Below are 13949 nucleotides of genomic sequence, written 5' to 3' on the forward strand. Positions count from 1 at the left end.
AGGCCCTGCTTTCATGCGCTCTCAGCGCCGAGACCACTCCAACGAGAACCCAAGTCCTATAACCCGACGCCAAGTTCGGTATGACAACGGCTTCTAAGAACGCGTTCAGCGCGGTGGCGGCGGCCTCGAGCGGGGTGAGCTTCTCCGCGAGTTCGAAGTACAGCGCGGTGAACTCGGCTCACCCCCACCTGCGTGGGGACTTCTAGGTGTCGAGCTTGATGGCCGGGACGACGTCCGGCTCACCCCCACCTGCGTGGGGACTTCGAACTCCTTGAGCTTCAGCCGGAGTCCTTCGGCGGCTCACCCCCACCTGCGTGGGGACTTCGGCCGCCGCTGCCGCGCAGGCCCGCGAGGATGCGGCTCACCCCCACCTGCGTGGGGACTTCCCGGCGTTGTTGCTCGACCATTCGGCCTGGAACGGCTCACCCCCACCTGCGTGGGGACTTCGCCCCTGTTTCCGTCAGGGGCGCCGTCCGCTTCGGCTCACCCCCACCTGCGTGGGGACTTCGGATCATCGCTCGCCCTGGAATCCCGTCGAGCCGGCTCACCCCCACCTGCGTGGGGACTTCGTCGTCGTCTCCAGGTACCACGTGCCCGCAGTCGGCTCACCCCCACCTGCGTGGGGACTTCAACTCGTCTACGTCGTCCGCCGTTTCGATCAGCGGCTCACCCCCACCTGCGTGGGGACTTCGAGATCCCCGGACACCGGCCCCGCGGAACCGCCGGCTCACCCCCACCTGCGTGGGGACTTCGGCGTCGGCGTCCGGCAGGACCAGGTCACCGGCGGCTCACCCCCACCTGCGTGGGGACTTCGTCCGCCACGGTCGCGCTCCAGAGCGAAGGCGCGGCTCACCCCCACCTGCGTGGGGACTTCCACGTCGCGTCGATCGCGCACGCCCGGAGGGACGGCTCACCCCCACCTGCGTGGGGACTTCATGGCTGACGAGCACTGCGGGCAGAACCAGATCGGCTCACCCCCACCTGCGTGGGGACTTCGCCAACGAAGACGGGACGTTCGCAGACGCCTCCGGCTCACCCCCACCTGCGTGGGGACTTCGCGAGATCCCGAGCCTCGTCGAGACGTGCCTGCGGCTCACCCCCACCTGCGTGGGGACTTCCACGCGGCCCGCCCGGCGGCGGTGGGTCGGCCCGGCTCACCCCCACCTGCGTGGGGACTTCTCCATGCCGCTCGCGTCCGGGACGACGAAGTACGGCTCACCCCCACCTGCGTGGGGACTTCCTCCGCTTCGTGACGCTGGGAGCGCTGACTCACGGCTCACCCCCACCTGCGTGGGGACTTCCACCGCGTGCTGGACGCCGATCGCCTCCTGACGCGGCTCACCCCCACCTGCGTGGGGACTTCGCTCGGCGTACAGCTCGGTGAGGTGGACGGCGTGGCTCACCCCCACCTGCGTGGGGACTTCTCGTCCCGGTCGTTGTCGATGATCCCGAGCGACGGCTCACCCCCACCTGCGTGGGGACTTCTTGTGGGCGTCGTACAGGTCGTAGGCGGCGGCCGGCTCACCCCCACCTGCGTGGGGACTTCAACGGGTCGATCACGGTGATCCGCAGCAGGGCCGGCTCACCCCCACCTGCGTGGGGACTTCGATGCCGGGCACGTGGTTGTACCCGCAGACGAGGGCTCACCCCCACCTGCGTGGGGACTTCGCGAAGGACGCCGTGGAGGCGGCCGAGAGCGCCGGCTCACCCCCACCTGCGTGGGGACTTCCCTTGCTGACCTGCACGTTCTCGGGGGCTTTGCTGATTCGTGATGCAAATCGGGCTATTGAGGCAAGGTCCTTGCCTGAGTTCGCTCGTACGGCAACGGCCTCTGCCAGAGGCAGGCATTATCGAGCGGTCCCCCTGTGCGTGACGACTCCCGAAGAGATGCGCATGTCAGTTAAAGGTACCGGCGCGGCACCGACGGATGCGTCGACACCGCCGTCTACGCGGACTTCTGCGCACGGCACAACAACGGCGAGTTCCTGCACCACTCGCCCGCGATCAAACGCAAGAAGGACAGCACCGTCGAAAGGGCTTCCGACGCCATCGAGCCGCGGGCTCCGAGATCGATCGTGGTCCTGGTCGGGCTACGAGATGAGGGCCTGCATCTCGCCCGTGCGAATGTCGCCGACGGTGGTGGTCCGCGCGGCAACCAGCGTCCCGGTCTGTCCGCCGCCCGCCCAGGTGACGGTCCAATGCGTGGTCGCGGTCACCGTGCGAACGCCGGGGCGGGTGTAGGTGTGTCCGCAGTCGGGGCTGGGTTGGGCGCCGCGGGCGGGGGTGTACAGGGTTCCCGGGGTGGTGCAGACGACGGTGGCGCCGTCGCCCATGGTCCAGGTGATGCGGTCGACGACCGCGGTGGCGGTGACCGACAGCCCGGGGACCGCGGCGGTCGCGGTGGCCGGCCCCCACGTGGAGGGGGTGGCGTCGACCCACAGCCAGGTGGGCAACCCCACGAGGCCGGTCTTCCCCGGGCCGGGCGTCAGGTGCAGAGTGGGCGCGTCCAGCGGGATCTGCGCGGACGCCTGCGCACCGAGCTGGGCGGGTGTCGGCGGCGCGCCCCCACCGGCTCCGGGCGGTGGCGGGGGTCCGGGCCGCTCCGACATGCAGGCTCCACCGGGACCGAGGTTGGTCACGACCGTGGGGGTTCCGGGGCACAGGGTGTTGTCAGGGTCGTTCGGATCCACCGGTGCCGGTGGATCCTGGCCCGACGCGCCACCGGATCCGCCACCGGACCGGCTGCCCGACCCGCCGGTGTTCCCGACTCCAGGCGTCGTGGGGCGGCCGGGCGTCTGCACGTCGACCACGACCCGCTCGGCGTCCAGGCGGACATCGGTGTCGGGCGGCGGTTGGGGCGGGGGAGTCGGCGCCGCAGCGGCGCTCGGCACGCTGGTCGCCACGATGGCAATCACGAGGACGGCCCTCAGCACGTGCGGTCCCGCTGCGCGCGCACGTCCGACACCAACCACCCGCTCGGCTGCTGCTGTTGCACGGTGTAGCTCTTGATGTACCGCGGCGACTGGGTCGGGACCGGATAGACCTCACCGGTGTCCCGGCGCGTCACGACCAGGCGGGACACGTCGACGCAGTCCTCAATGACCACCGACGGCGGGGTCGACGTGAGGGACACGCTCACGACGTGCGGAGCACGCTCGCCCTGTGGCCCTCGAATCACCGTGCCACGCTCGCGTCCGACCGACACCACAGTCTCCAGGATCGTCATCGCGCGGCCCGTGGAGACCGTCCGCGCGGTGGCGGGGTCCAGGTCCGCACCCGCCTCCAAAGCAACCTGGAGGTCCACGTACCTGCCGTACACCTCGAGCGCTTGGTCCCGCGCGACCGTCTCGGGGTTCGGCATCGCCGAGGTCTGGCTGGACGGCGGCGCCACCGTTGGCGGGGTCGACGGCGACGCCCTGTCGTTGTCTCCGCCACTGCATCCCACCGCGAATAACAGCCCGGCTATCGCGGCCCCAGCAGTACTGCGTCCCACGCGTCCCCCTCGGTCGGTGCTCACACACCGTACCGAAGACATGCCGCGCTGCCCATGACCCTGACGTTCGAACACAAGTTCGAATAGTGCAAACCTGCTGCGCACCGGGTGCGGTGTGGTGCGCGATGATCCCGGCGTACGCACCGGTGTGGGGTTGGTGGGGCCGATGGCCGACGACACGGGACGACGACTCGGCCGAGGGCCGGCCGCACCGTCCGACGAGGATCGTGGTGATCGCGAAGAACCCACCCGGCACCTCGGCGTGTTCGAGCACCTGGCGGTTGTCCGGACCACCGCCGCGCGCCGGGCCTGGGGCACGGCCACAAGCAGGGCTGAACGGGCTGGACCGCGACTCGCGGCGTCGTAGATGGTCGACAGGTACAGGCGCTGCCGGTCGTTCAACCCGTTCCACGCCTCGGCGGCGCGGCGCCGGCGGACGTCGACGTCCCGAGCATCTCCACCGACCCCGGCAACGCGGGCGCCGAACGCGCCTTCCGATGCGCCGCCTTCGGCGCGGCCAGCACTGGAGCCGGAGCCTGGGCCGGGTCGGACGCCGATGGTTCGTCAACCCGTGCCGGGACATCAACGGCGACCGGTTTGGCCTGCTCGCCAACGCCGACCGGGCCGACCGGGGGATCGACGGCGGGGATCGGGACCAGGCGGGCGAGCGCGCGCAGGCTGGCCAGGGCGCGCAGCGCGGCGACGGCCGCAGTCGCCTCGCGGTGCGCGACACGCAGCTGCTCACCGGTCAGGCCCAGGCCGCGCAGATCGGCGGCCAGGCCGCCGTCGCGCAGACCCGCTCGCACGTCCTCGAGCGCCGCCCACGTCTGGTCCCGCAGCTCCTCCTCGGTCGGCCCGTGCCGCCGCCGATACGCCGTCTGTTGACATGCCCGCGAGCAGCACCGGCGCGGGCGGCCGCGCCGTGTCTTGCCGCCGAGCGTGGTCCCGCACACCTCGCACCGCCACGCGCCCGCCTCGGCGGCCGCGCTCTCAGGCGTCCCCCCAATTTTCGTCACTCCTCAAGTGTGATGTATCCAGGAGAGGCAGAGGAGAGGGGATTCACCCCGGAGGGTGGATCCCCACCCAGGTGGGGATGGCCGCGATGCGCCATGGACCGACCGACGATCCCGTGTCCCACGCGCTGGGAGACGGAACTCCGAACGGATCCGGGAGCGCGGTCCCTCGCAGAGGGCTGGCCTTCTACAGGCACCGCGCTCGTGCGCAAGATCGTCGACGGGCAAAAGAACAGCGCCTTACCGACATCACGATGGGTGCGGCCGGTCGCGAGGCGCGCGGCAGGACCTGGGTTCGAGGCTCACCCCCACCTGCGTGGGGACTTCGCCGGTTCTGCGGATCGTGTTGTCCGAGGCGGCGGCTCACCCCCACCTGCGTGGGGACTTCGCGTATCCCGAACTCCAGGCCCTGGCCCAGGCCGGCTCACCCCCACTTGCGTGGGGACTTCCCCTCGAACCGGGCGCCCCGCAGGTCAACGCCCGGCTCACCCCCACCTGCGTGGGGACTTCTCCTGCGTTCACCCTCCGGCCGATTCGACGCGCGGCTCACCCCCACCTGCGTGGGGACTTCCACTGGTGGCCGTCGGCCGCGGTCTGCGGGTACGGCTCACCCCCACCTGCGTGGGGACTTCGTGGCCACTCCCTCACCGGAGGCGCCACCTACCGGCTCACCCCCACCTGCGTGGGGACTTCACGCCTCACCGTGAGGCATAGCGAACAGCGGTCGGCTCACCCTCACCTGCGTGGGGACTTCACCATCACGTGATGCGGGCACGTGGCCGCGTGCGGCTCACCCCCACCTGCGTGGGGACTTCTCACCACCGTGGCGCGCGTGTCGGAGGTACTGCGGCTCACCCCCACCTGCGTGGGGACTTCGACGGCGACCGGGTGGACCGCGTGTTGCGGGCCGGCTCACCCCCACCTGCGTGGGGACTTCTTCGGCCGCCTTCGCCAGGCCGCCGCGCACGACGGCTCACCCCCACCTGCGTGGGGACTTCCGGGCGCGGGCGGTCCGCCCGAGCCGCGCAAGCGGCTCACCCCCACCTGCGTGGGGACTTCCCGAGTACCTGCCGCCGCGCGCGGGGGTCACGCGGCTCACCCCCACCTGCGTGGGGACTTCACTTGTTGACCTGCGGCTTCTTGGGGACGTTACCGATACGTGATCGAAAATCTGGGTAATCAGGCAATGGCTTGCCTGATTTGCCTTCCGCGATCGAGTGTTCGGGCACCTGCCCCTCTGCCCTTCTCGGAAAGCCTAGCTGGGTCGAACTCGGTGGATCGTCGGTGGCGCGCACGGGGCCATTGACCGTGCGTGCGCGGGTCGGGTGGCGACTCCCCTACCCCGCGGCGCGGGAGTTGGTGGTTCGGCGGCGGGCATCGAGGAGGGAGCGGAGGAGGTGGATGGTGTCGTCTTCCATGTCGCAGCCGAGGTCGTCGAGGAGGCGGTTGAGGCGGGCGGCGTAGGCCTCGAGTTCTTCGATGTCGCCGGACAGGTACGCGGCGCGGAACATCAGGCGGTAGAGCATCTCGGATTCGGGGCAGACCTCGAGGCCCTTGCCGAGGGCGAGTTTCGCACCGCGGATGTCTCCGTCGCGTAGGCGGAGTTCGCCCAGGCGGGCGGCGACGTCGACGATCGACGAGGTCATGTCCTGGCGCAGGTACTCGGCCCAGATGTAGCGGCGCGGGCTGGTGCCGCCGAACGGGCGACCGCGGACCAGGGACAGCGCCGTGGTCAGGTCGGGGCCGCCCAGCGGGCCCAGGCGCATGCCCTTCCGCGCCAGCCGTTGGAAGCGGGTCCAGTCGCAGGTCACGCCCGGGGCGAAGCGGTAGCCGGCGTCGCCGATCATGGGCAGGTAGGGGTCGCCGTCGGGGTTGGTGCCCAGCCAGCGGCGGAGTTTGCTCATCGCGGTGTGGCGGTTGGTGGCGGAGCCGCTGTCGGGCCAGATCGCGGCGTCGACGTCGCTGTGGCCAAGGCCGGGGTTGAGGACGAGGTAGGCGGCGAGTTCGGTGAGGCGGGCGCGTTTGCTGGCCTCGGCCGGGTCACCCACGCCGACGATCTCCACCGGTCCCAGGACGCGGATCTCCGGTCCGGTGTGGCGCGTGGTGGGCACGCCGGTCAGCGCCGGTTCGGTCTCTGCGGATGTGGATGCAGCGGGCTCTGCGGAGGGGGAGGTCGTAGGCAGGATCCTCGAGGAGGTCTCGGCCATGGTCTCCTCCCATGCCTGGGCCCAGGCGGCGTCCTCGTCGTCCGGGGTGGGCAATGAGTCCAACCAGGCGCTGACGTCGGCGTGGTCGTCCTCGGTGGATGGCATCGGGATCGAAGTCGGATCGACGTCTACCGCTTGGTCGTCGTCGCCCTGGGCTTCGGGCTCGACGGACCCGAGGAAGGACCTGAACGGGGCGACGGGCGGGGCGGTGGAGGCGGAGACGGGGATGGACCCGGCAGTGGAAGTGGGCTTGTCGGCGGATTCGGTGCTTTGGGTGTCATGTTCCGCTTCCGCGGCCGGGGCAGGCGCGGCCTCGAAGACGGTCACGTCATCGGTCGACTCCGGCCCGGGGCCGACCTCCGGCTCCGGCTTCCGCTCAAGGCCGTCCGCCACCGGACCCGGATCGCCGACGGCGTCGTCGGCCGCGCTGTCGCCCGCAGAATCCGCGCCGCTGTTCTCGATCGGCGGTACGACGCCGATCGTCGGGTTGTGCAGCGGCTTCGCGGGCGGGTTCGGCGACGTGGGGCTGCCCGGGAGCGGGAACGCGGGTACCGCGGTGGGTACTCCGCGAGCGACCAGCGTTCCGCTGTCGAAGGGCGGCTCCGCGTAAGCCGTCACGCGGATGACACCGCTTTCGGGCGCGGCCGCCACAGCCGTGTCGGCCGCCGTCGACGCGGCCGAGTCGTTCGGCGGCGCCACCACGGAAGCCTCCGCGACAGCGTCCCCGGTCGCCTCGTCGGTCTCCGGCGCGGGGTGGCCCTTCGTGTCGCCGGCGGCGGTGAAGATGCCCACCAGGTCCGCGAGTTCCTCGTCGGGCAGGCGGTGGAGGGTGACCTCGGCGTCGAGGCCGGCCAGCGCGGTCGGGTCGAGCCCGGTGGGCAGGGTGTACCAGTGCTCGGGGGTCTCGGAGCCGGCAGGCGCGGGGGCGACGACGGCCCAGGCGGTGCGGGTTGCGTGGCCTTCCAGGCGCCGCAGCGCGGTGATCGCGTCGACGTCGAAGGGCTCCCGGGACAGCACGATCTCCGGGGGCCAGGTGTCGGGGGCGGCGCCGATGGTGCGGGCCGCGCGGGCGGAGGGCGTGTACTCGCGGGTGAGGACCTCGGCGCACGCGTCGTGCCATCCGGCCAGGCGAGACAGGGCTTCGGCGGGTGAAGCCGCGCGGAAGACCTTCTGTCCCGGGAGCGGGTCGAGCGAGCCGAGGTCGTCGTCGAGGCCCACGACGGTCACCGAAACGTCCTCCCCGCGAGGCCCGGTCAGCAGGGCGACGGCCAGGGTGCGCAGGATCTGCCGCTGCTGCTCGGGGGTGCCGTCGAGGAGGGTGACGGGGCAGGACTCCAGGTCCAGGAGGACCTCGCCGATGGCCGTACGGGCGATCGGGGCCAGTGCCGGGCAAGGGGCGGGCAAGACCCGGGCGCGCTCGGGGCCGACCAGGGGCGCGTCGACCGGGCAGAACCAGCGGGTGGTGTCGCCGTCGACGGCGTTGAAGGGCGCGATGGGCGGTTCGGCGGTACGCAGGCGCAGTTCGAGGCCGGCGACGGTGAGGTGGCCGGTGGTGAAGGCGGGCATCGGGCGGCCCGCGTCGGCGAGTTCGATGCCCAGGGTGCTCAGGGCCAGGTCGAGGAACTCGGCGCCTTCGGGTCGTTCCGCCGCGCGAAGACGCTGCTCGTACGCTGCCGGGCCGGGGGCGGGCATGGCGATGCGCCGGTGGGCGCGGCGTTGACGCTGCTGGAGTCGTCGGCGCACCCCGACGGCGGCGATCAGCCCGGCACCGGCGAGCGCGCCGACACCAATGCCGATCGGGACCAGGGACGAAGCCTCGTCACCGTCGTCACCGTCGTCGCCGTCGTCGCCGTCGACGGCAGCGGGTGCAGCGGGCGCAGCAGGTGCGACGGGCTGTGCCGGGGGCGCGGGGGTGTCGGCCACTGCGGATGGTTGCGTCGCGGGCGCCCCCGTGGACGGCGGTGCCGGCGCCTGAGCCGTTTCGACCGGCGCGGGCTGTCGGGCACCGGGGTCCTGCGCGGGCGGCGCCGGCACGTCGGCAACCGGAGGCTTTTCACCGGGCGGCTGAGCGGGCGGAACCTGAGCAGGCGGAATCTGGGCCGGCGGCACCTCAGCGGGCGGCACCTGCTCAGATGGTGCCGCAGTGGCGCCCCCCGCACCAGGCGCCGCGCCAGGATCTGCCGCACGTGTCGAGGGCGCGCCGGGCACGGTGTCCGGAGCGACCGCCGCAGGAGGAGCTTGCGTATCCGGAGCGGCTGGCGCGGCCGGAGCAGCCGGTGCGGCGGGAACAGCCTGCGTCTCCGAAGCCGTCGGCAAGTTCAGCACCCACCCGGTCTCGATGACGTCGGGATCGGTGAGCGCACCCCCGTCGGGCTGCGGACGGTGCTTGTTGGCCGCGAACAGCGACGTCCAGTCGGGGTCGCCCAGTTCGCGCTGCGCGATGTCGGAGAGGGTGTCGCCCGAGCGCACGGTCACGGTGCGGGGCGTGTCGCCGGCGGGTGCCCGCGCTGGGGCGACGGGGTCGGCGCTCTCGGGCGCGGTCGCGGCGGGTGGCGTGGTGGCGGGCGGTGTGGTGGAGCGGGCGCCGGCCGGCATCCGCAGGATCCAGCCGACGTCGATGTCGTCGGCGGCGCGGAAGGTGTGGCCGTCGGTCATCACGCGGCCGTCGTTGAGTTCGGCGATCTCGTGCCAGCGGGCGCCGTCGCCCAGGGTGCGTTCGGCGATGTCCCACAGGGTGTCGCCGCGTTGGACGGTGTACGTCGCCCCGGCCGGGGCGGCGCTGCCTCGCGCGGTGGCCGGCGCGGCGGGCGTGGCCTGCGCGGTCGATTCGACGCCGGCGGGCGCGGACGCGGCGGCCACCGGGGCGGCGTGCGCGGCCAGGGCGGGCCCGCCGGACATGGTCAGCGCCAGGCCGCCGAGGAGGAACGCGGCCAGGCGTTGACTCCAGCGGAACCCGCGTACCGCCCGGCGGGTCCGGCCGCGCAGCGCCGCCGGGATCTCCCAGAGCACGGAGCCGGCCAGGATCGCCCACGCGAGCCAGCCCACCGCGAGCGCGGCGACGTAGGCGATGCCGGCGTCGGCGGGCCGCTCCAGGAGCGCCTCGAAGGTGAGGTCGTCGCGGTCGGGGAAGCGCGGCGCCAGGGTACGGGTGGCCAGGAACAGAACGGTGGGCATCGCGGCCAGAACCGCGGCCAGCGCCACCAGACTTGCCAGGGCCCGCAGGGGCGCGATGGGGGCGCGGCGCCGGCGGTCGGGGGTGGGACGGGTGGCGGTCATGATGTGCTGCCCTCCGGTGCAATGACGCCGTGGACGAGGGTGACCCGCGCGGTGGCGGAGACGGATCCGTCGGTGAGCATCCCGCTGAAGACGGGTTTGAAGGGAACGGTGACGGTGACGGTGAGCGTGACCCGGTCGGCACCGACCGACACGGTGCCACTCGCGCCCGCGCGGGCCAGGTAGGCACGGGCGGTCGCGGCCGGGACGCCGGGGTCGGGGCTCATGTGGACCGCGCCGTCCTGGATGGCGGCGGCCGGGTCGATGGCCTGCGCGGCGGCGCGCGCGGCCTCGGCGGCGAGGCTGTCCGCGCGCTGGACGGCGCGCAGTCGGCCGCCGCCGTCGACGACCAGGGCGATCAGCAACAGGACCGCGATGGCGACGCCCGCGAAGAGCAGACTGATACTGCCCTCGTCCCGCGCCCCTTGGGCCCTTCGCCGTCCCGGCAGCGGCGACTGCGGCTCGGGCACCGCGCGACGTGCCCGCGACCCCGGCCGCGTCCCGGGTCCGGGGCGGCCGGCCGGTTCGTCGGGCACGCCCGCGTACGCGGAAGCAACGTCGACGCAGCCCGCAGTGGCGCGATCGCGGTGCCGCCCACACGAGTACGCGGGAGCGGTGTCGACCCCGCCCACCCCGGCACAAGCGGTGTCGATCCCACCCACCCGACCGGAAACGGCGTCGACCCTGCCCACCCCGACGAAAGCCGCGTCGCTCCCACCCACCCGGCCGAGATCCTCGTTGTGCCCGCGCCGACCCGCGAGCATGGCGCCGCTCATCCCCGCGCCCGATAGGTGTCCAGTGGGGACACGAACGTGGAAGTCATCGACTTGGTCCCCAGGTTGGGCAGGCCGGGCGCGGCGAGATCGCCGAGCGGAAGGCGGCAGGTGACGGTCGCGGTGACGGAGGCGACGGTTCCCACGGGCGCGTTGAAGCCGGAGGTGTCCACGGTGACCGTGGTGCTCGCGCAGTGCAGCCCCTGCTGGGACAACGTGGCACCGGCCGCGCTGACGGCACGGCTCTGGGCGTCGCCGGCCGTACGGGCCGAGGTCGCGGCGCGGGCGGCGGCCTTCGCGGCGGCGTCCACGGCCGATCCCGCCAAAGTGACCCGGCCGGCCAGCACGCCCAGCAACAGCAGGGCGAGCAACGCCGGGACGAGGATGGCCACTTCGAGAGCGACCGAGCCGGTGTCGCGACCGTCCACGCGAGCGCGCCGCGCCAACCCCGACACGCGAGCGGTCGCGACGGCAGTCGCGGAGGCGGTCGCAACCGCGGATCGGGGGGCGGTCGCAGGGGTGGGGGCAACCGCGGACACGGAGACGGTCACGGTCACGGAAGCCGCCCCACCTCGGGCACGGTCGCGGCGCGGGCGAAAGCAGTGTGCCAACACGGGTGTCGTCCTCCTCTCCGGGTTCCGGGAACGGCGGCGTGTCACGGGATGGTCGGATACCACGGGGTGATCGGTATCTCGGGGTGATCAGGGTGTGTCACGGAACAAACGGGTTCCACCGCTCCACCGGCGCCTGCGCGTCCTGCATGATCGTGATGTCCGGCAGCAGCGGCACGATCGACAGGCACTTGGCGGTGACCCGCACCCGCACCGTGTCGGCAGTACTCCCCGACGTGGACACGCTCGGGTTGCGCAGGCCCAGGTTGTCCGCGGCCTGCCGGGCGCGTTCCGCCGCGCTCTGCGGGCTGCCGATCCGATAGGCGCGGCCGGATTCGACGCCTTCACGAGCGGCGGCCAGCGCCGCCTCGCGGGCGAACCACCACAGGCAGCCCTGCAGGGTCACCAGGATCAGGGTCAGCACCACCGGCATCAGGATGGCCAGTTGCAGCGAGGTGGTCCCGCCGTCCGGCTCCAGGTCCCGATATCGGCGACGGACGCGGCGGAGCGGGTGGAGCATGTCAGAAGCCATTGATGATGCTGATCTTCCCGTTCACGACCTTCGTGATGACCGCGATCAGCCCCACCGCCAGTACACCCACCCCGGCGGCGATCAAGGCGACCTCCAGGCTCGTGAGCCCGGCGTCGGAGCCCTCCTCCTCGACCTTGCGCCGGTAGCGGTCGCGCACGGTCAGGGCGAAGGTCAGGGCGAAGTGGAGCGCGGCGTTGTACATGGGTTCCCTCCGTGTGGTGTTCGGGGCCCGGGGCTCAGATCGCGACGATCTGGAGGATGGCCGGCAGGCCCAGGAAGATCGTCAGCAGGATCACCAGGACGGTGCCCGGTACCACCAGGCGTTCCGAGTCGGTGTTGGCGCGTTCGTGCTCCGCGGACAGCAGTTCGGTGCGCAGCGCGGCGGCGCGGGCTCGGAGGGTGCCGTAGACGGCGGCGCCCTCGACGCCTGCGAGTTCGATGATGTCGGCGACGTCGGCGAGTTCGGGCAGGTCGAGGTCGCCGGCGAGGTCGCGCAGGGCCTGCCAGGGGTCGGCGCCGTGCGCGCGGGCGCGGGCGAGGGCGTCCTGGATCCGCAGGAACGCCCACCCGTTGCCGACCTGCGCGGCGTGTTCGAGGGCCTCCGCGGGGCCGGCGTCGCCGGCGCGTTGCAGCGCGACCAGGTCGAGGTAGGTGGCGGCGGCGTGTTGGAACTCCACCCGGGCCGCCTTGGCCTTGACCGCCAGTTCGCGGTCGGGGGTCTGCCACATGACCACGCACAGGACCAGGCATGCCCCGACGGGCACGACGAACGGCAGCGTGATCCCGAGCATGCTCACCGCGGTGGAGAACAGGACCGGAAGGAGCAGGCCGAGCAGACCCATCGCGGCCTTCGTGCGCAGGTGGTCGCCGGCGCTCTGGCCGACCAGGGCCAGGCGGGTGTGCGGGACGGAGACACCCGGTACGCGCTGGGCCAGCCGGGCCAGGGCGTCGCCGAACGCGCTGCCGGTCCCGGTGTCGCGCGCGGCGAGGGCGGCGGCGGTGGGCCGGCCCGTCAGGCGCTCGGCGGCTGCGGTCAAGTCCGGTGGAGCTGGGCGCAGTTCGCGGATCAGCAGGGCAATGCCCGCGCCGACCAGGGCGCCCGGGATCAGGTACCAGGTGGAGATCATCGGGCGGCCTCCGGTTCGGCCACCGCAGGGGCGACGGTGACGACGCTGCGGTCGTCGTGCACCAGGATCCGCGGCGCCGGCTTGTACGCGGTCACCGACCGCATCCACAACAGGACACCGGTGAAGCAGACCATCAACACGACCAGCGAGGTCTGCCCGACCGCGCTCGCGTACGGCTTGGCGTAGTCGCGGTTGAACGCCATCAGCCCACCCATCGCCACGGTCAGGTAGGTGATCCAGCGGACCGTGGCGCGGGCGCTGGCGCGGTCGGCCTCGATCGAGCGGCGCTGGCGTACCTCCTCGCGCACGGTCGTGGCGAAGTCCCGTAGCGCCAGGGCCAGTCCGGGGCCGCGGTCGTCGGCGCGCAGGATCAGCGCGGCGGCGATCTTGTCGGCGGTGGCGTCCTGGAACGCGTCGGCGAAGCGGTACAGGGCGTCGGCGGGCCGCCATTGGGCCTGCAGGCGCGAGACCAGGTCGCCGACCTCCGACTCGATCGGAGCCGGACAGGTGCCCCGGGAGGTGAGGATGGCGTTCTCCAGACCTGCGCCCAGTTCGACCAGGTCGGCCAGGCGCCGGGTCCACTCGGCGAGGGCGTCGAGCCGGTCGATCCCGGAGTAGTCGGCCCGGGTCGGCGCCATCAACCATGGCCAGCCGAGCACCGCGACCGGCACCAGGACCACCGCGACCAGCCACCCGGTCACCAACCACGCCGCAACACCGGCAACCCCGGCCACGACCCGGCGAACGTTGCGTGCGCGCACGGCGGCCGGCGACAGCGGCGTGCGTACACGGCGGGTCCGCCCGGGTCGGGGCAGGCGTAAGCCCTCGGTGGTGCCACGCCATCCCCACCACAGCAGGACGAGTCCGGCGACGACCACCGCCGTGCACACCCCCGCCCACAGGGCCTGTGCGTCCATGTC

General features: G+C 72.7%; 10 protein-coding genes and 2 CRISPR repeat arrays. All 10 genes read right to left on the reverse strand.

The window, feature by feature from the left end; all coding sequences use genetic code 11:
• Positions 1 to 174 precede the first annotated feature (174 nt).
• A CRISPR array of direct repeats spans positions 175 to 1729; the repeat unit is 29 nt; unit sequence CGGCTCACCCCCACCTGCGTGGGGACTTC.
• 361 nt (positions 1730 to 2090) lie between these two features.
• Positions 2091 to 2609 (reverse strand): ATP/GTP-binding protein, encoded by a 519-nt coding sequence (locus tag ACIBSV_RS36910; protein ID WP_395871013.1) that lies wholly within the window; start codon positions 2607 to 2609, stop codon positions 2091 to 2093.
• Positions 2610 to 2926: 317 nt separating this feature from the next.
• Positions 2927 to 3361, reverse strand: a complete 435-nt coding sequence (locus tag ACIBSV_RS36915) for a hypothetical protein (protein ID WP_395871015.1) — start codon at positions 3359 to 3361, stop codon at positions 2927 to 2929.
• A 530-nt stretch (positions 3362 to 3891) separates the two neighbouring features.
• Positions 3892 to 4509, reverse strand: a complete 618-nt coding sequence (locus tag ACIBSV_RS36920) for a hypothetical protein (RefSeq protein WP_395871017.1) — start codon at positions 4507 to 4509, stop codon at positions 3892 to 3894.
• Positions 4510 to 4804: 295 nt separating this feature from the next.
• A CRISPR array of direct repeats spans positions 4805 to 5626; the repeat unit is 29 nt; unit sequence CGGCTCACCCCCACCTGCGTGGGGACTTC.
• A 217-nt stretch (positions 5627 to 5843) separates the two neighbouring features.
• Complete coding sequence (locus ACIBSV_RS36925; RefSeq protein WP_395871019.1) at positions 5844 to 9989, reverse strand: LysM peptidoglycan-binding domain-containing protein; 4146 nt, start codon at positions 9987 to 9989, stop codon at positions 5844 to 5846.
• On the reverse strand, positions 9986 to 10762 hold the full coding sequence (locus ACIBSV_RS36930; RefSeq protein WP_395871021.1) for a pilus assembly protein TadG-related protein: 777 nt from the start codon (positions 10760 to 10762) through the stop codon (positions 9986 to 9988). The genes ACIBSV_RS36925 and ACIBSV_RS36930 overlap by 4 nt, the downstream gene beginning before the upstream one ends.
• Entirely contained in the window at positions 10759 to 11187 is a 429-nt protein-coding gene (locus ACIBSV_RS36935; RefSeq protein ID WP_395871023.1) for a TadE/TadG family type IV pilus assembly protein, read from the reverse strand. The genes ACIBSV_RS36930 and ACIBSV_RS36935 overlap by 4 nt, the downstream gene beginning before the upstream one ends.
• Positions 11188 to 11470: 283 nt before the next feature.
• A complete protein-coding gene (locus ACIBSV_RS36940; RefSeq protein ID WP_395871025.1) occupies positions 11471 to 11890 on the reverse strand; it encodes a TadE/TadG family type IV pilus assembly protein in 420 nt (139 codons plus the stop codon).
• Between the two features lies 1 nt (position 11891).
• The gene (locus ACIBSV_RS36945) at positions 11892 to 12104 is read right to left on the reverse strand and encodes a hypothetical protein (RefSeq protein ID WP_395871027.1); all 213 of its coding nucleotides are present in this window, start codon (positions 12102 to 12104) and stop codon (positions 11892 to 11894) included.
• 34 nt (positions 12105 to 12138) lie between these two features.
• Complete coding sequence (locus ACIBSV_RS36950) at positions 12139 to 13029, reverse strand: type II secretion system F family protein (RefSeq protein WP_395871029.1); 891 nt, start codon at positions 13027 to 13029, stop codon at positions 12139 to 12141.
• A complete protein-coding gene (locus ACIBSV_RS36955) occupies positions 13026 to 13946 on the reverse strand; it encodes a type II secretion system F family protein (protein ID WP_395871031.1) in 921 nt (306 codons plus the stop codon). Before ACIBSV_RS36955 ends, ACIBSV_RS36950 begins: the two co-directional genes overlap by 4 nt.
• Between the last annotated feature and the right edge of the window lie 3 nt (positions 13947 to 13949).

It is taken from the genome of Embleya sp. NPDC050154 (assembly GCF_044460165.1).
Classification (GTDB): Bacteria; Actinomycetota; Actinomycetes; order Streptomycetales; family Streptomycetaceae; genus Embleya.